At 51.1% G+C, this 18,009-nt stretch carries 13 protein-coding genes; 6 read left to right on the forward strand and 7 right to left on the reverse strand.

The window, feature by feature from the left end; translation table 11 throughout:
• The first annotated feature begins 33 nt into the window (after positions 1–33).
• From P8N76_09435 to P8N76_09445, 3 genes are all read left to right on the forward strand, one after another.
• Positions 34–1,755, forward strand: a complete 1,722-nt coding sequence (locus tag P8N76_09435) for an AbgT family transporter (protein ID MDG2381886.1) — start codon at positions 34–36, stop codon at positions 1,753–1,755.
• Between the two features lie 75 nt (positions 1,756–1,830).
• Positions 1,831–2,448: a hypothetical protein gene (locus P8N76_09440; GenBank protein ID MDG2381887.1), complete on the forward strand. Its 618-nt coding sequence runs from the start codon at positions 1,831–1,833 to the stop codon at positions 2,446–2,448.
• Positions 2,449–2,904: 456 nt separating this feature from the next.
• Positions 2,905–3,753 (forward strand): hypothetical protein, encoded by an 849-nt coding sequence (locus P8N76_09445; protein MDG2381888.1) that lies wholly within the window; start codon positions 2,905–2,907, stop codon positions 3,751–3,753.
• A 270-nt stretch (positions 3,754–4,023) separates the two neighbouring features.
• On the opposite strand, the gene P8N76_09450 is transcribed toward P8N76_09445, so the two are convergent.
• Positions 4,024–4,374 (reverse strand): hypothetical protein, encoded by a 351-nt coding sequence (locus P8N76_09450; protein ID MDG2381889.1) that lies wholly within the window; start codon positions 4,372–4,374, stop codon positions 4,024–4,026.
• A 318-nt stretch (positions 4,375–4,692) separates the two neighbouring features.
• On the opposite strand from P8N76_09450, the gene P8N76_09455 reads away from it, so the two are divergent.
• Complete coding sequence (locus P8N76_09455) at positions 4,693–5,739, forward strand: hypothetical protein (GenBank protein ID MDG2381890.1); 1,047 nt, start codon at positions 4,693–4,695, stop codon at positions 5,737–5,739.
• A 570-nt stretch (positions 5,740–6,309) separates the two neighbouring features.
• Here the strand turns inward: P8N76_09455 and P8N76_09460 are convergent.
• From P8N76_09460 to P8N76_09475, 4 genes are all read right to left on the reverse strand, one after another.
• Positions 6,310–6,792 carry a peptidylprolyl isomerase gene (locus P8N76_09460; protein MDG2381891.1) on the reverse strand — a complete coding sequence of 161 codons (483 nt, stop codon included), beginning with the start codon at positions 6,790–6,792 and terminating at the stop codon, positions 6,310–6,312.
• A 294-nt stretch (positions 6,793–7,086) separates the two neighbouring features.
• Complete coding sequence (locus tag P8N76_09465; GenBank protein MDG2381892.1) at positions 7,087–10,854, reverse strand: FG-GAP-like repeat-containing protein; 3,768 nt, start codon at positions 10,852–10,854, stop codon at positions 7,087–7,089.
• A 63-nt stretch (positions 10,855–10,917) separates the two neighbouring features.
• Positions 10,918–13,233 (reverse strand): tetratricopeptide repeat protein, encoded by a 2,316-nt coding sequence (locus tag P8N76_09470; GenBank protein MDG2381893.1) that lies wholly within the window; start codon positions 13,231–13,233, stop codon positions 10,918–10,920.
• A 305-nt stretch (positions 13,234–13,538) separates the two neighbouring features.
• Positions 13,539–13,877, reverse strand: coding sequence for a hypothetical protein (locus P8N76_09475; GenBank protein ID MDG2381894.1), 339 nt, complete (start codon positions 13,875–13,877; stop codon positions 13,539–13,541).
• 301 nt (positions 13,878–14,178) lie between these two features.
• Between P8N76_09475 and P8N76_09480 the strand changes: the two genes are divergently transcribed.
• Together P8N76_09480 and P8N76_09485 are read left to right on the forward strand one after the other, a co-directional pair.
• Positions 14,179–15,123: a 50S ribosomal protein L11 methyltransferase gene (locus P8N76_09480; GenBank protein ID MDG2381895.1), complete on the forward strand. Its 945-nt coding sequence runs from the start codon at positions 14,179–14,181 to the stop codon at positions 15,121–15,123.
• Positions 15,124–15,531: 408 nt separating this feature from the next.
• Positions 15,532–16,350: a hypothetical protein gene (locus P8N76_09485; GenBank protein MDG2381896.1), complete on the forward strand. Its 819-nt coding sequence runs from the start codon at positions 15,532–15,534 to the stop codon at positions 16,348–16,350.
• 7 nt (positions 16,351–16,357) lie between these two features.
• Here P8N76_09485 and P8N76_09490 read toward each other — a convergent pair whose 3' ends face one another.
• Both P8N76_09490 and P8N76_09495 read right to left on the reverse strand, forming a co-directional pair.
• Positions 16,358–16,960, reverse strand: coding sequence for a hypothetical protein (locus P8N76_09490; protein ID MDG2381897.1), 603 nt, complete (start codon positions 16,958–16,960; stop codon positions 16,358–16,360).
• A 129-nt stretch (positions 16,961–17,089) separates the two neighbouring features.
• On the reverse strand, positions 17,090–17,962 hold the full coding sequence (locus tag P8N76_09495; GenBank protein ID MDG2381898.1) for a TIM barrel protein: 873 nt from the start codon (positions 17,960–17,962) through the stop codon (positions 17,090–17,092).
• Positions 17,963–18,009 lie beyond the last annotated feature (47 nt).

Below are 18,009 nucleotides of genomic sequence, written 5' to 3' on the forward strand. Positions count from 1 at the left end.
TAAGTCAAATGTCTCAGATGAAAATCTTTGATTATGTCAAAGCATGTTGAAAAAAAACGAAATGAGAGCCGCGGCCTCTTGAACTGGATTGAGCGCATGGGGAATCGCTTGCCGGATCCGGTTTCTTTATTCGTCTTAGGGGCAATTGGCGTTGTCATCCTTTCGCAGGTTGCGGATTCACTTGATTGGACGGTTACTAAAACTGTCCTGGCGCCTGTGATGAAGCCGGTGATTGATTCGGGCACGGGGGAGCCCATTGAGATTCTGCAGATGGACCCCGACGGAACCATTCGACGGTCTGCCGATGGGGAAACCGTAAGGTCTCAAGTGGTTGTGACACCCGTTGAGGATGTCGAGACTGGAAAGGCGGAGCAGGAACAAGCGAAACAGGAAGTTCGCGCCACTGGCCTGTTGACTCGAGACGGATTGAATTGGGCGATCAGCAGCATGGTGAAAAACTTTGTCAACTTTCCACCGCTGGGTGTGGTTCTCGTTGGCATGCTTGGGATCGGTGTTGCGGAAAAAACGGGCGCGATCGGCACTCTGTTGAAGGCTGCGATGCTGGTTACGCCTCAACGTTTGCTGACTCCGTCGATGGTGTTTGTGGGAGTGATGTCATCCATGGCCTTGGACGCGGGTTACATAATTCTACCGCCCGTCGCAGCGGCGCTTTATAAAGCCGTGGGACGTTCGCCGTTGGTTGGTTTAGCAGCAGTGTTTTCCGGGGTATCCGCTGGCTTTAGTGCTAACCTTTTGCCAACGGGGTTGGATCCGTTGTTGGCCGGTTTCACCGAGTCCGGGGCGCAGGTGTTGGATCCCACCTACCGTGTAGCAGCGACTTGCAATTGGTGGTTCATGATCGCTTCGACCATCATGTTGACCTTGGTGGGATGGGCTGTGACGGCATGGTTTGTCGAGCCGCGTTATGCGTCGAAGACGCCCAGCGAAGGAGGGCCTGTGGAGCATCAGGAAAGCGAAGACAGTACGAAACTGACAGCTGATGAACGTCGCGGCTTGTCTGCCGCGACGGTTGGTTTCTTGGTGGCGTTTGGCATTCTGATGGTGATGATCCTCTATCCCGGAGCACCTCTTTATGGCCGTGGGGCGAGATTTGCTCGTTGGGTGGAAGCGATCGTACCTATTTTGTTTCTAATGTTTCTTGTGCCCGGAATTCTGTACGGTGTGGCGGTTGGGAAAATTCGTAGTGATCGCCAGACTGCGAAATTAATGAGCGAAACGATGGCTGATATGGGGCCTTATATTGTGCTTGCCTTTTTTGCAGCCCAGTTTATCGAGTACTTTAAGTTTTCCAAATTGGGAGAGATGCTGGCGATTGTGGGTGGGCAGACGCTGGCAAACGCCAATCTCCCCACAGGCGCTCTGCTAATTGCTTTTGTTTTGGTCGTGATGGTCGCAAATCTGTTCATTGGATCGGCATCGGCGAAGTATGCTTTTCTGGCTCCTGTTTTTATCCCCATGTTTATGGCTGAGGGTGTGAATATCAGCCCCGAGTTAACTCAGGCTGCTTACCGCGTGGGGGATTCGGTCAGTAACGTGGTTGCTCCGCTTAATCCGTACATCATCATTGTTTTGGTGTTTATCCAAAGGTATGTGCCGAAGGCAGGGATCGGAACCTTGATTTCACTGATGTTGCCCTATTCGATCGCCTTTTTTGTAATCTGGTCAATCATGTTAGTCCTATGGATACAAACGGGAGTGAATCTTGGTCCGGGAGGACCGTTGACCTACCCGTAAGCCAGATCGTCGTTTGTCGAACACTCCCAACGGAGTCTTGTTGAATGGAGCAGAGTGGTTTTCACGGGGTTTCTGATGACTGATTCGAATCCGTACAAATCGCCTGTATCTGACGACGATTTGTCAGAGATAGATCTGGGGCAGGTCACGACGTTGGGTGTTTGGCGTGATGGAAATCTTTTGGTGATGGCGAAGAATGCCAATCTTCCGCAGCGCTGCTTGAAAACTAACGGACCGGCGAGCCCAATACCTATAAGGCACCGCTTAGCTTGGCACCACCCGTCGATCTATCTACCACTCTTGCTGGGAATGCTTCCGGGGCTAGTCATTTACGTGTTAGTCATTTACGTGTTGTTGGCGATTATTTTCGGGGAAAAGACGACGGTTGATGTTTGGTTAAGCGACCGATGGAAAGCGGTTCGTCGACGTCGTTTGATAATCGCCTGGTCGTTCGCGGCGGTTGGGATTGTGACTTGTTTGGTTAGCGGGCTGCTGATGAGTAGTGGAACACCATGGTGGACGATCAGTTTAATTTTTGGGCTGCTTTTGACATTTGTGGGAACGCTATGGGCTCTCCAGGCGGCTTGTGTCATTACTCCGAAGCGAATCACGGGTAGTCATGTTTGGCTGAAGGGCGTGCATCCCGAATATCTCGGCAACTTACCGCCGGCGCTGGAGATGTCGAAGGAGTAGAGGCAAGGCTCGCAGAGGATCATTTGCGATGGGGTGCCAGGCTCACTTCACCCGCATAGCTTCGTCCCTCTCTCTTCCTTTCTCCTCCACGCACACCTTCGCACACGGGGACGCACACGGGGACGCACACGGGGGGCGCAGGCGGGGGAGGCGCACACGGGGGACACCCCCTCGCTCGTTGTTCGACTCTTGGGGACGGTCGGTCGTGGGAACAGCCACATTGCGCAGACGCACTGGTTATCTTTTTTTTGTGCGTCGATGCTCCTAACATGTTACCGAGGCAGGGCTTAACGTTCATTGTCGCTTTTTTTGAGTTGTGGGAAAAGGATTTCACTTGAGGTTTGCTAGTTTCATTTACGATTTGATACCAAAGCGTTCCAAGATGTCTGGGCTGTCATTTCGATACTAGCTGGGGCGAGCGAGCGTGACTTTCCTCGTATTCAAGGAAGCCTGAATATGCGATGGACGACTTGTAAGATTGGGGGGCTCATGATTTTGTCGAGTCTCACAATCGGCTGTGTTTCTATTTCACCTCAAGAATGCGCGATTTCTAGGGGCGAAAAAAGTCAGGTCGAAAGAGGACGTCCCAATGTTCTTCTTGATACAGCTGGTGACGCGTTTTCCATCCCGTCGAAGGTTCTTTTATGGAACCGAAAAGCAGGAAATCGTAATATTTCCTCCAAGACTGAAAACGAGCTCGGTCGCTACATGATCGACAATGGACTCGAATCGACCAAAGTGCGTTTGAATCAGTACGCTCCAATTGATGAATGGCGGAGATTGGTTGAGAACAAAAGCGTGCCTGCGATTGCCCGCTACACACTCGGTACCCTCCATAATGTTGGTTACACGCTCATTCCCGGCAGGATATTCGGTGATGATAAATACAATCCATACACTGATACTCTGAGTGTTTATTCCGACATACCGTCGATTGCGATGACTGAAGTTGCGTATGCCAAAGACATTCGATCTCGCAAGCACCCCGGTTGGTATGTGTTCGGGCAAGAATTCCCTGTGCTTGGGATTGTTCATGAAACACATGCTACCCAGGACGCACTGAATTATCTTGCTATGGATGGCGATCCCGATTCGCTATCCGAAGCCACTCGTGTTCTCTATCCGAGGTACGGAGCATCAGTAGGTGGCGATATGGGAGGATTATTGTCCGAAGGGGATGCCGCCCTGACGATCGCTGGTGCAGTTGTCGGCCACATCGCCGGTCGCCGAAGTGCGAACCGAACGGTTGAAGTGTCCTATAATACCGATGAGTCAAATACGATTGATGAGGGCGCGACGTATTAATCTCAAGCTTCAGCTGAGCGACACTTTTTTGCTTCCGTTAAGGAACGCTTGTGGGGAGATTGTTCCGATTTCCGGCTCGGTTATTACCTAATCAAGACCGATCGTTTTCGGTAGCCAATCACTTCCCCGCTTGCCACGCCTAGTCTGCGAGACTGTCACGGTCTGCTTTGTTTGTATCCGTGCCGATCAAGATGGCAAGAAATGATTGGGATGCGTTCCAAATAACTTATTCCGAGGATGTTTCAAGCGATTGACCGTTGTTGTTCTCGCTTATTGAGGATCTTGCGCATTTCTCAACAAGGGGCGTCGCAGGAATACGCGTCGTCGGGGATTTTCTTGACGCTGGGAAAAACCACGTCTCGATCCTTGTGAGCTCTGGGAATCTAAATTGGAAATTCCATTAGAAGCTGGCGTTGGCCTCGAGGGGGCTGGGGCGAGTGTTTGCTCCGATCGGGAAAAGTAATCGGTGAAGCTTTGTTTAACGCGTTCTATTTTGTCGTCATCGTTGTGGCGAATTGCCTTGCCAACGCGAGCTCGAAAGCTTCGACTTTGGCTTGAATCCCAGGTACTGGCGACAATGAAGGTTCCACCGATCAACAGAATTGCCATTAAAAATCGCATTCAATATCTCCAAAAAATAGTTTGAAAAGTATACGTCACGATTTACGACAATGAATTGTGATACCGCTATTTTCCTCACCATTGGGACTTCCAAAGTCTCGTGATACTTTGCCGTTTTTGGTGTCCTAGTGATACCATGCATTTCGCTTGGAAAATGGAATGGAATGGAAAGAAAAAGAATGGAATGGGAAAATGGAAATGGAGATAGATAGAGATAGATAGAAGTAAAGGGAAAGGGGAAAGAACGAATTAGCGAATTAGCGAATTGGGAGGCTCGGGGCTGAGCCGTTTGTAATCTCGGATAGAAAGGTGGAAACGATGGCGAGAGTACCGAGACGTATGGCGATTGATGAAGACATCGTGGGTGTCTACCACTGCGTCAATCGTTGTGTTCGCCGTGCATTTCTCTGTGGGCAAGATGCTGTCACGGGAAAGTCCTACAACCATCGTCGGCAGTGGATTGAAGATCGTATCTCGTTTCTAGCAAGTGTTTTTCTCGTCGATGTTCATGGATTTGGAATTATGAGCAACCACTACCATTTGGTGCTTTGGAATCGACCTGACTTAGCGAGAGAGTTATCGGATCGCGATGTTGTCCTTCGATGGTGGCGATTGACAAACTATCGTCCAAACGCGTCGGATACGTTCAAGAAGCAGTTGATACAGGTCTGTTTGGCGAATCGCGAGGGCATTCTAGAACTGCGCTCCCGACGAAGCAGCATTTCCTGGATGATGCGTTATCTTAATCAAGCGGTAGCCGTAGCAGCAAATAAGGAAGACGATGTCAGTGGGCGATTTTGGCAAGGACGCTTTGATAGTTATCGAATCCGAGATCTTCGGCAGTTGCTGTCGACCATGATCTATGTCGATCTGAATCCAATCCGAGCGGGCTTGGCGAAGTCACTCGAACGGAGTTACCACACATCTGTATTTCGGCGTATTGCCGCGTTAAAACGCCGGGATAAGTCGAGCCACTTGCATCAAGCTCGCAAAGAAAAAGCTGTCCAGGCAATCCTCGATGAGTGGATCACTCCGATTGAGATCAAAGCCTATACATCGTCCCAATCATCTAAACGCCAACGGCTGTCTTACCCAGAATGGCGAGCTTCTGATGATGGTTGTCTTCCTATGTCAGTGGAAAACTATCTCTTGATGCTGGATTGGACTGGCCGTCAGTTGCGCTCAGGGAAACGTGGAAGAATTCCCACTGGTCTCCCAGATATTCTTAATCAATTGAAAATCCGAAAGTCCAAGGATTGGTTCGATATTTTTCACGGCTGCGCGAATACCATCATACGCAAACAAGGAAAACCTGTTAATCAAGCGACTGAGCTGGATTATTATTTTAAGAATCCAGCATGCTAACGCTCAGTCAGCTAGAACTGACCACATCGAGTCTGTCACCAGTCGGCCTGGTTAGCTAGATCGCAATGCATGTAAGAGAGGGATGTTCTCGCTTCTTAATTGTGTGATTGGGGCAAATTGACGATCAGGTATTCTTATTTTCATTTGTAGACAGGCAACTCCAATCGTCTCCGTTCCGCTCTCTAGGTGCGCCGCAACTCAGGCGGTGTAGTTTGACTCCTTGCTTGAAAGTGCAGCAACGAGCCAGTAATTGCATGTTTCTATCGAAACGGTGGTCTCACATTTGGCTTTCGAGCGGCAAACGCCTTTAGTGACTCATAAGCTTTGGCTACAAGCCGTTTCGGAACATGTCAAATTGGATCGGATGTTGTCCAAAGGTGTCCCGTACAACAGTTGCCCGAGGGGGGTGTCCCCCGCGTCCCTTTCCCCCGCGTCCCCTTCTTGCCCCCGCGTCCCCTGTCTTGTCCCCCGCGTCTTTCCCAGATCGTTTCTCGTCTCTCCAGAATGATTTCAGAGAAATTGGCGTCGAAAAATCTTATGCCTGCCCGCGTGTGTTTATTTCACCGTCAATTAGTGCTCTTGTTCGTCAGGACCGTGCGCATGACCGTGATCTATTTCCTCCGCGGTGGCTTCCCGAATGTTGCGCACCGTTACCGTGAAATTCAGATTCACACCTGCCAACGGATGATTACCATCAATCGTGATATCGTTGTCCTCGATTTTTACGATGGTGATCACCATCGGGCCCGCGTTCGAATCAACTCGGAATTGCATTCCGACTGCCAAATCGTCAACCTCTTCAAATTGATCGCGCGTGACCGTCTGAAGTAGTGATTCGTTCCGCTCTCCATAACCGTCTTCTGGCGCGACGGCCACCTTTAGGTCAGCACCAACCTCTTGCCCCTCAAGTTCGCGTTCAAGTCCTGGGATTATCTGCCCGGAGCCATGCAAATATGACATGCAATCCCGGCCTTCTGACGTGTCCAATACATTGCCATTGTCATCGGTTAATGTGTAGTCAATATCGACAACCGCGTTCTTTTCGATTTGCATAATGCATTCTCCTTTTTTCTTGGGATTTTCCGCATTCCCCTTGGGGGACCCGAGCAGCCGGGGAAACCGGAATCGGTAGACAAGCAAGGCGATCGATAGAGCTTTTGCGGTCAAATCGAATTCGCTAACCCAATCAATTCGGTATGCCAATCAGATGGGAGTGTAATGCATTACGGCCGCTTTTCAAATCCGTCGCAATCGATCGGAGGCGGAAGAAATGAGACACGAACGGTTCCGGGAATCACCGATTTTGTCGGTTATCGATGGATCAATAACCACTCCGGCGGCAGAATCCTACGGTTGACGTAGGATCAGGATGACCTGATCGTCTCGAATTGGCTCTGTCGTCGACTTTCCATTTGGCCAACGGATCTTGGCTAAACGTGGTTGTCCGTCGGCGCCGCAGCCAAATACAAGCTTGCTCGAGCACTGAGATAAGTAGCCCCCGCCGGCATAAATCTCAGCCATTTGAGTGGGCATGGTTTTGTCGGCAAATTCGATGCTCACTTGTGCGCCAATGCACTGAGGATTGCCGGCAGGTCCGAGTAATTCAACTTTCAACTCACGATTCTTCGTTGGCATCGAAGCAAACGCTTCGATGACATCGTCATTGGACGTGACCAGCAAGTCCAGACGCCCGTCCTCGGTAAAGTCCAAAACACTGGCAGCCTTTGCGTCGGCGGGAATGCTGACGCCGCTTTCTTGCGGCCAACTCGCTTTGAACTCAATGGCGTGATCAACGCCTGTCCCCTGACCTCGAAGTATCAAGCTTAACCCTGAATCCATCCGCCCTGTTTCAAATTGGGGTGAAAAAAAGTTTTGAGCTAAAAAGCAGTCCGCCCAACCATCGGCATCAAAGTCGGCGATGCACACGCCAAACGTGGGCGAGATTTGTGCAAGCTTGGGTAATGGTTGGAATCGAAAAATGGGTATCCCTTTTGCATTGGTGCCGAGGTTGATCAAGATACCCGAAGACAGTTCGTTGGCGACTAATCGTAGGGACTCCGACAGTTTTTCTTCGGTGTAAATGTCCTCCAATGTTGCCAAGCCGAAGTTGTGGAACGTGCCCAACTTTTGACGTACAAACGGCATGGCATGGCTTGAACAACTCATCCCCCGACGAGGCAAACAGCGCTCTTTTTCGTATTTGGCTTCAATCAGATGCGGGGTTCCCGATTCGTCAAAGTCTCCGTAATAAAGCAGTTCCGGCTTGTCATCACTCGCATGATAGGTTGTGTTGAGTCCAAAGTTGGAAACGATGTAGTCAATGTCGCCATCGTTATCCAGGTCGCGACCATTGATTCCATTCCACCAGCCAAGTCGTTGAGATAATCCGGCTTCTTCGGTGCGGTCGATCAGCTGTCTCTGACCTTCAGCATTTGGCTCATTTCGAAAGTACTTAACGGGGCCCCATTCATGGGATACCAATAAATCGATCCAACCATCGTTGTTTGCATCAGACCAAATCGCACTGGTCACCAGGCCTGTTTTCATTAGTTCAGGAGCGAACTTTGGGGTTTCGTCGCGAAAGGATGGTTTTCCTGGTCGACTTTCATTACTCAGTAAACGACTGGTGGGAGCGACGGGGTACTGCCCCGGGATGACACGGCTTCCTACGAAGAGATCTAAGTCTCCATCACGATCGTAATCGGCTGCACAGACCACGCTTCCACTGTCTCGTAAGTCCGGTAAGGCGTCCACTGTTTGCTTGAAGTGCCCCTTGCCGTCGTTCAGGTAGAGGCGGTCTCGAAGAACCGATGCGCCCGGTTCGCATTCAACGCTGCCACTCACGACGTATAAATCCTCCGCACCGTCTCCATCCGCGTCAAAGAAGATCGCCCCCATATCCTCCTTTTGCGTGTCAGATCGAAATGCATCCAACGATCTTGCGCCGAGTTGTCCTTTGCCTCGGTTCAGATAGATTGCTCTGCGCTGTCCGGACGCCCGACCAATGTAAAAGTCGAGATCACCGTCGCGGTCAATGTCGCCCGTAGCAATCCCTGGGCCTAGTTGCGAATGCTTGAAGGCCAGTAGTGGTTGTCGTGAAAAATCGTCATAGTCGGTTTCCGTGTGTCGGATGGCCGGAAACGATTTTGCAACACTGAACAACGGCGGGACGGGGGGGGCGGTGGGCCGTCTTGCTTGATCGCCGTCTTCAGTGATTTCATACAGTTTGTCCGCCGCCAAATCTTGAAACTCCTGCACGATGCCGCTGGGCCATTCTACGGTTAGTTTTGAGATCGTTTCAGCGTCGCCGAGCCCAAAGTGGAGCAGTGGTTCGTTGCAAGAAACAAACCCGGTCATGGGCATCAATTGGCGGATTTGCTGGCCCGCTTCGGTTTCAATGCGAACCACCGCGCCCAAGCCGTATCGGTTGCTACGCTGACCCACCAGCCGAATTCTGACGCGATGGCCGTCGTGGGTCTGGTTCTTGTAGATGCCGACAGGTTCGTCCAAGTTTGTGACGATGAGGTCAAGATCACCATCGTTGTCCAGATCACCATAGGCAGTTGAGTAGCTCATGCCTTTGTGATGTAAGCCCCATTGCACGCTAACATCTTTGAAGTCCAGATCCCCTTGATTCTGGAAAGCCAAATTCTCTTCGAGACGGGGAGGAGTGTCTTCCCAGAGTTCCCACTGTGTTTTTCCGTGTCGCTGTTCGTCGGTGAAGTTGAGATCCGAATGGTTGAACATCCGAGCGGCACCATTCGTCATAAAGATGTCGATCCAGCCGTCGTTGTCGAAATCCGCCATCTTGGTGGCCCAACTCCAATCCGAGTTGGCGATACCGCCCAAATAGGCGCCTTCCAAGAAACGATCAGAACCGGTGTTCAAGAACAGGGCGTTTCGCATGAATTGACGTGGCTCACTCGTCATCAAAAACGCTTTGTTTGAACTCATTTCACCCATGGTGACTTTGGAGCGATAGTGAGTTGTACCGGCCATGTCACTCACAAAAAGGTCGAGTCTGCCGTCGTTGTTGACATCCCCAACATCGCTGCCCATGCTGAACCACGTGGTGTGGGAAACTGTCTTCCGAATAACGTCTGTGAAGGTGCGGTTGCCGTTGTTGCGATACAGCTGGTCGGGTGCTTTGAAGTCGTTTCCGATAAATAAGTCAGGGAGCCCGTCGTCGTTGTAATCCCACCAAACAACTGAATTACCTACTCCCACGCCTTCGATACCCGCTCGATTGGTGACGTTAGTGAATACAATGCCCGCTTGCGGATTGTTGGCCGCATTGCTTTCCAACAGATAGTCTTGACGACCAATATTCGTGAAAATCTGCCGTCCATCGGCGCCTCGAACGATCCCATAGTACTTTTGGAATTCCGGTTCAATTGAATATCGCCCGTTTTTCTCAACGACCGGGGGCACTTTAGGACGCCCCGCTGGGTTCACATATTGGTAACCAGCAATAAATACATCGAGATCACCGTCAAGGTCGTAGTCACAAAATGCGGACACGAGGCATGCGTCGACAAGATCTAAGCCATATTCTCTCGCCGACTCAACGAAACGAATGGTTCCATCATGAGTCGTCTGGTTGATGAACAGCTCATTGGGTGCATCGTACTTGCAAACGTAGATGTCTAAGTCACCATCATTGTCAATATCGACCATCGATGCGCCAGAACACCACGTGTCGCCGCCATCGACGCCTGCTTTGTCCGTGACATCTTGAAAACGAAAACTGCTGGATCCGTCTGGCTCACCAATTTGCAAATAGAGACGGTTTTTTACCGGGCCGCCTGTTAAAAACACATCTTGTAAACCGTCGTTGTTTAGATCGCCAATCGCAACTCCCGGGGAGGCAAAACCGCCTACATAGATTTGCTTTTTGGGATGGGTGATATCAATCGGTTGGACGAAGTTGATGCCGGTTTCTTGCGGGGAGAGTCGAAGGAACTTGGTCTTGGGTTCCGCTTCGCCGTCTGGCACTGCCGCTTTTTGAAGTGGTTGTGACTTGATGGCATCGGCACTTGCGATCGAGATGAGGCTCCATGCGAAGAGAAAGATCAGAGCTGGGCTTAGGGTGGATGATAGTTTTTGGTTTATCATTCGATTCAGATTCCCGACAAAAATGCTTAGAGTCTGGTTTGTGGGGCTGGACGACACCCGTTGTTATTGGGGGGAGCTAGTCCGATTTGACAATTGCCGTGCTTGAGCCAACGCACGTTCTGCGAGGCTGTTGGTAGGATCCAATTTGAGGGCTCGATTGAGTTGCTCAATTGCCTTCGTGGGTTGTTTCAGTCGTATGTACAGCACTCCGAGGTTGGTGAGTGCTCCGGAGTCTTTGGGCCGTAACCTGGCGACCTCTCGGTAAAACGGCTCCGCCGAGGCAAAGTCCTGTTTGCGTACGTGGTATTTGGCCAGCCGTACGTAGGCCGGCAGGTAGTCGGGATTTGCTTCCGTCGCGGCCTCGTAACGCTCGATCGCGTCGCGCTCTTTGCCTTGACTGGCGAGCACTTGGCCCCAGTTAAGGTAAGCTTCGCCAAATTCGGGTCGCAAAGCAACGGCTTGGGAAAAACGTAAGCAGGATTCATCAAACTTCTGCAAGTGCGAGAGGCAGATGCCAAGACTATTCAAAGCACGGGCGAAGGACGGGCGGATCGCTAAAGCTTTGGACAATGCTTGTTCCGCTTGATTCCACTTCTTTTCTCGATTAAACAAGGCTCCCAGGCGGAAAAAAGCTTCCGCCGAATGGGGAAAGCGAAGAGAAATCTCCATCCATTGCTCTGTTGCGCCTTCAATGTCACCGGTTGATTCTAGAAGCTTGCTAAACTGTGCCCGCAGGGCTGTGTCGTGCGGATCCGATTCCAACAGGTTGCGAAAGTTGTCAATCGCGGCTGACGCGGCGGTACCGGTCAGTTGAGCCTTCCAGCGAGATTCTTCCGCCGCAATACGAGCTAGGTCGCGTTGATGGGTGATCTGAGTGCTAAAGGGCGGTGCTTGTAGTCGTCCTCGCATCTCCTGGGCAACCAATACCCGGTGGTAAGGAGTTAGTCCAAGTCGGGCAGCACATTCGTCTTCGGAAGGCCAATCCGAGCCGGTATCAGCACCAGTATCCAGGCCGAGTAAATCAACGAGTTGAGCTGCCAGGACGCGGGCAAGCAGGTAGTTGCCAGAAAAATTGAAATGCACATGCTCGTGAAGGAATTCTGAACCGATAATGCCGTTTTCACTTGCATTTGTGAACGTCGCGCATGCGTCGACAATACGGACGTTCGGATTGTCGTGGTTCTTTCCGGTGGACAGGATGATTTCATTGATGCGATTGACAGCTCGGAATCGCAAGGTGTCGAGCTCTTTGGCCAATTCAAACTGCTCGCGTGCTTCTTTATTGTTTCCCAATACGAGCAGGCATTCGCCACGTCGGAATGGTAATTCAGCGAACTCGGGGTCGATTTCCATCGCACGCTGATACGCTTCGAGTGCGTCGCTGAATTGACCTAAATCTTGGGCCGTACAGCCTTCCTCGAAATTCTTCTCCCATTCCGCTAACTCCTCGTCAGTCAGTGTTTCTCGATGCAACGAGGCAAAAGGCGCACAGTCTCTCAAGTTGGTCACGATCGAACTGATTACGATTGGCGTTCCACTGCTTTTCGCCGTCTTGATTATCGCGTTCAAATTGTGGTTGAAGTTGTTGTAAACGCGCTCAAGAGATTGAGCGTTGTGGCGCAGCAGATAGTCCAAAAACATTTCCATGCCACGCCAATTGTCAGGCGTCGATGTGTTTGATTGCTGACGGTTAGCGCTAAAAAACTGCCCTGTACTGGTCTGTTTGAATGCCAAGCTTGCTCGGATTAGCCATAATGGCGTTCCTTGTCCTTCGAAAACACCGCCCGCCCCGAACGGTCCAAGCACCTCGTTATTGCCCATGTAGACAACCCAGGCATCCGCGTTCAGTTGATGGCAATCCTTCGTGATCGGTAGTACCACATGCGAATTGATGGCTGTCACCGCCGCATTGACCACCTCGAACTTTTGGTTCGGGAAACGAACCTCAAGGAGGGTTTCCAGAACACGTGGCAACCCATAGGCCGGTTCGGGATCACCCATGGCTGCTGATCCACCAAAGACGACCACCCGTTTGGTTTTGGGCGGGGTGGCAGCGGTGATCATGATCGGTTGTGAGTTTCTAGAAAGTGCCTTGGGGAAAAAACGCCAGCCAAATTTGAAGTTGTCGCGCAAATGTCCGGGTTTCGAGGAAGCTGGCACGAGAAACCCGGTGGGGTAGGACTCGGTCGTGAGACGAAATCCGATTTCAATGCCAGCCAAAATGACGACTGGAATCAAGAGGATGGAGCAGATGCGGAATAGCCACAAACGGGATCGTGATAGTTTGTTAGGCTGCTGTTTTGTCTTCGTGTCGGCAGCATCTACCAGCGTCTCTTGCGTGGTTGAATCGGAAGCTTGGGGCTGAGGTGAGTTCGACAAGAGTCGGATTCCAAAAAAATATCGGCAGACTAGTTGCACACTGAATTGGACAACATGCCCCGGCAGGGATCGCACTTTGGATTGCAGGACTGAGGCGATACGAAGCGCTCCCCCGGTCCACGGATGTGTTCCTCTATTGTAACCCGAGATGCACCTGGCGAGCGGCCCGTTTCGTTTAAACCGAAGCCGAACAACGGAATTCCATCGATCTTGTCCGATAGGTAGGCATGACTCGCAGATTTAATCGACTTTCGGGATATTACCCCCTTGCCGATGGACACTTGCTCCGTTGGAGCGTTTTGACCTTAAACTGGCTGCCAGCGAATACGATCTGCCCCCTTTTCCCGGGGGAAATGTTGACTTGTGCCGTTTGTCGTGTCCTGGCCATGCTCGGAATGATCGGGGAGCAGTCGGTTGGTACCAGTCACTCCATGTTTGGCGCCGATGCGAATGCTGTTGAACACAATTGTTGGGGATGCGGGGGGTGTGACGAAAAAATTAGTCAATTGAAGTCGGACGGCGGATCCCAGAGGTGAAGTCCCAGAGGTGAAGTCCCAGAGGTGAAGCTTGTGCGCCAGGAGTTGTTGGAGGGTGAACGCAGGAGCGCTGACCGTTGGTAATAACAGTAGCCGTCGGTTTGGCATCAAGCACTCCAGCTGTCTTAATGCTTGCTTTTTGCACGAGCTTCACCAAGTTGATCGGGAGATTTGGGAGATCATGCAACATTGGGGCTGTAAAGTCGTACCGGCGGCTGGACAGCTCTGTCTGGCTGACGGCGGCAATTGTCAGGTAAATCCGGAGCTGGTATTGTGTGCCTCCCTGTGGATTCTTTGAGCGACGATCGCTTGAAATATCCTTTGTCCAGCTCTCCTCCGCGTTTTGGTGGTTGGGGATCGGATGTGCAGGTACTGTTTTCCGATCTCTTTTTCTTGCGGGGATGAATCGTTGGACAACTATCTGAAGCCGTATGGTGACATTGAGCTGCAACGTCGCATGGTGAGTGATCGTTATCGCACTGACGCTTTTGCAGCAGCAATTCGTGAATGTGTGCAGCCGGGTGACCGCGTTATGGATGTGGGGACCGGTACGGGAATCCTCGCCATGTTAGCCGCGCGGGCAGGCGCTGAATCGGTGTGCGCTGTTGACATTACCGACATTGCTGAAGTTGCAAAGTATTTAATCGAAGTCAATGATTTGTCGGGACGAATTCAAGTGTTGCAGGAGGCAGCCGACGAAGTTCATCTTGATCATGAGGTTGACCTGATCGTCAGTGAATGGCTTGGGCATGCTGCATTTGCAGAGGGGATGTTACATGCTGTCCTCCAAGCCCGACGAAACAATCTGGCGGCGACTGGGCGAATGATGCCATCTCATGTTCGAGTGCTGTTAGCTCCGCTTGACGATCCTATTCTCTACCGCAACGAGGGGCCAGGATTTTGGCGAACGCCTGTCCATGGTATCGATTTAAGCGCACTACAAGATGTTGAGCTTGCTCAGGGACGTCCGCTGCAAATTCGCATCGAACCGGCGGCCTTGCTTGCGCCGGGCCAAATTCTGCTCGAACTCGATCTGCTTACGACAAACATGGAAGATATTTGCTTTGAAGGTCAGTTCAGCTTCCTACCCAATCGCGATGGAGTGCTCAATGGGTTTGGTCTTTGGTTTGAAGCGCAGTTGTCGCCGAGTATTGAACTCGATACTGGTCCGCATAGCCCTGAAACACACTGGTCGCAGACCTACGTGGCGTTCAAGCCGCAGTCGATTCGTGCTGGCGAACAACTCGATGTGAACGTGAGGTTCGCCTATGATTCTAACCCAATCGATGTTCAGCGAGCGGTCGATCTCAGTCTGGCGATCGCAGATACGGAGCTCAATTATTCCATCGATTGATGGATTTGCTCCCGTCAGGTCCTTGCAAGCGGTTTCGTGCGGCTTACAACGCAAAGGCTGTTCGAGTGCCGTCGCGGCGATCCAACGATGGGCGGCTTGTTTGCGGGCGAAGTGCGTGTTTGGAGTGTATTCCATTGCCTGGGACCGAGCACGCCACGTAAGGTAGATTCAAGTAGGAACAGGATGGGAATGCCGTGTGCCGCACGAAAAGTTCGTGATGTGTTTTCTCAACATGCATTATTTTCGGGGGGAATCGGTGCTCGAGCGTTTGCGTTGTCAAATGAGTTTCATCGAAGAGCAGCCAACGCGTGGATTCGTACCCAGTGATGAACCCGTTTCGTAAGGTCACTTGACGTGTGAGACTTCGCTGCTGAAGCAACTGGCAGATGGATTCACAAGGTATTGAAGATGAGCTGGTTTATCAGAATAACTCTAATCTGGGGAACCCTATTTGGGATCGGTCGAACCGTTGAGGCGATCGTTTTATTCGACGCGACAGTTGGAACAACTCCTGATGCACAGGGATGGTTGTTTGCAACGGATCCGCCGATTGGAGCAGCCTCGCACCAATCGATCGTTGGCGGATTGCTGTTATTGAACACACGCGATGATATCTCGGAGCAGGCTGGTTATTTTAGTAAGGTTCCTTTTTTGTCATTTCAGCATCCTGATCATCCTGTGATCGATCTGAGCTTGGCTTCGTATTCGATAACTTTCGGCATGCGACAAGTCGCTGGTAGCAACCTTCCGGACACTGATCCGCTTGCTGTAGGTGAGCACAATCGGGGAGGATTCGCTCTGATTGCGATTAGCGAGGATCTCAGTGGTATCGAACTTCAATTTCAAACCGACCAGATTGTTGCGTTGGACGACGAAAACACAGCATTCCCGATTGGTGAGTCTCAGGCATTTGATTCAACTGCTGCTTTATATGATTTTGAACTCAAACTCTCGCAGACAGGTTATGAGTTACTTGTTGATGACTTGTTGTTACTTGAGGGGTCATTGAGAAATTATGCTTCGATCGCTCCGGATCCACCCAAGGACTTTCCATACACCACGCCAAGTTTCTTTTTTTGGGGCGACAATACGGGACGCGGCGAAGCCTTGAGTGAAGTCACTCAATTTGAGGTCAACGTCGTTCCAGAGCCTGTCTCCTGGAGACTTGCTGTGACGAGTTTTTTCTTGATCGGTGTTTGCCATCGTTGTTGGGGCAGAACTTGTTGATGATCGATCAGTTTTGATCGATCCACGCCCAAAGGTATTCGCAAGCGAGGCTGCGATAGGGTCGCCATGGCTCGGCGATTTCTCGCATACGCCGATCAAGTGCAGGTCCTCGACTCCGTAAACGGTATCGTTTGATGATTGCATTGCGGATGCCCAGGTCATTTGTTGGAAACACATCGGGGCGTTTGAGTGTGAACATCAGAATCATTTGTGCCGACCAAAGGCCCACTCCTTTGATCGAGGTCAATTGCTCGATTACGTCCTCCTCCTTCATGGAGCTCCATGCGGCCCCTGGCGGTTTGTGCTCACACCAATGTTTTGCCACATTTCGAACATAGCCGCTTTTCTGTCGCGATAAACCGGCTGTCGTCAAGTCGGATTCATGTAATTGAAGCACTGACTTTGCGTGAGGGTAGCCGGTCTTGAAAAGATCGGTAAAGCGTTGATGAATGGTGGTCGCCGCTTTTCCGGAAAGTTGCTGAAAGATGATTGTTTTTAGCAAGTTGGCATAAACATCTCCATCGATCTGGCGATGTTTAAGCCGTGTGCTGGCAATGATCTCCTGCAATCGGGGATCCTGACTCAGATGTGCTCTCGCTTTACGACTCATTGGGAGGCGCCTTGGTTTTAGCCTGTTTCCAGCCTCAGTGCCCGGGTTTTTGGTGCCGCGGTATCCGATTGCACTCGTAAGCGTCCCCGTGACGCGTCTGGGAAAAGGTGGCTGGTTGGCTTTGTATGATCAGACGTCACAGAGTGCAACAGCCTCGGACAGGCTCGTCAATGGATCTCGCTGGGGAATGAACTCTTGTCCGAGGTAGCCGTCGAATCCGGATTCGACGATTGCATTGCAGATTGCTGGATAGTTGAGTTCCTGTTGCTGATCGAGTTCGTGTCGGCCAGGGTTTCCGGCTGTATGATAGTGACCAAAGTACATGTGGTTGTCTTGAATTGAACGGATAATGTCTCCTTCCATGATTTGCATGTGATAAATGTCGTAGAGCAACCGAAAGTTGTCGGAGCCGACTTGCTTAACCAGTTCAATTCCCCAGTTACTCTTGTCACACATGTAGTCCGGATGATTCACCCGACTATTGAGTAGCTCCATGTTGATCACGACGCCCGCTTTTTCTGCAACGGGAGTGATTTGTTTTAATGCCTTCACACAATTCTTAAGCCCTGTTTTATCGTCGATACCGTTGCGATTGCCCGAAAAGCAAATGACATTACGGAAGCCAGCTTTTGCATTTGCCTCGATTCCTGTGTTGATTGCTTTCAAACAAGAATCGTGGTTTGCGACGTCATTGAGACCTTTGCCAATCGAGTGTGAGGTCGTCATGGTGCAAACGAGGCCGTGCTTTTGCACGATTGGAAACTCTTTGGGCTGTAGTAAATCGACACCTACGAGTCCCATCGACTTGGCAGCCTGAGCCAATTGGTCCAGTGAGAATTTGGGGAAACACCACTTGCAAACCGTTTGTTTTATTCGCCCTTTTTTTGCGACGGGTTCCTGCCCGACTGTTTCATCAAGGGAAAGCGAACTCGCAAAAGCGAATGCTGCGGAGGCCTGTAGCAGTTGCCGGCGAGATGAGGCGTGCGTTATCGGATCTTTCATGTTGATGCTCCGTGGGTAATCGGGTTCATCGCAAAACGCTTCGCCGT

It is taken from the genome of Pirellulaceae bacterium, assembly GCA_029243025.1.
Lineage (GTDB): Bacteria > Planctomycetota > Planctomycetia > Pirellulales > Pirellulaceae.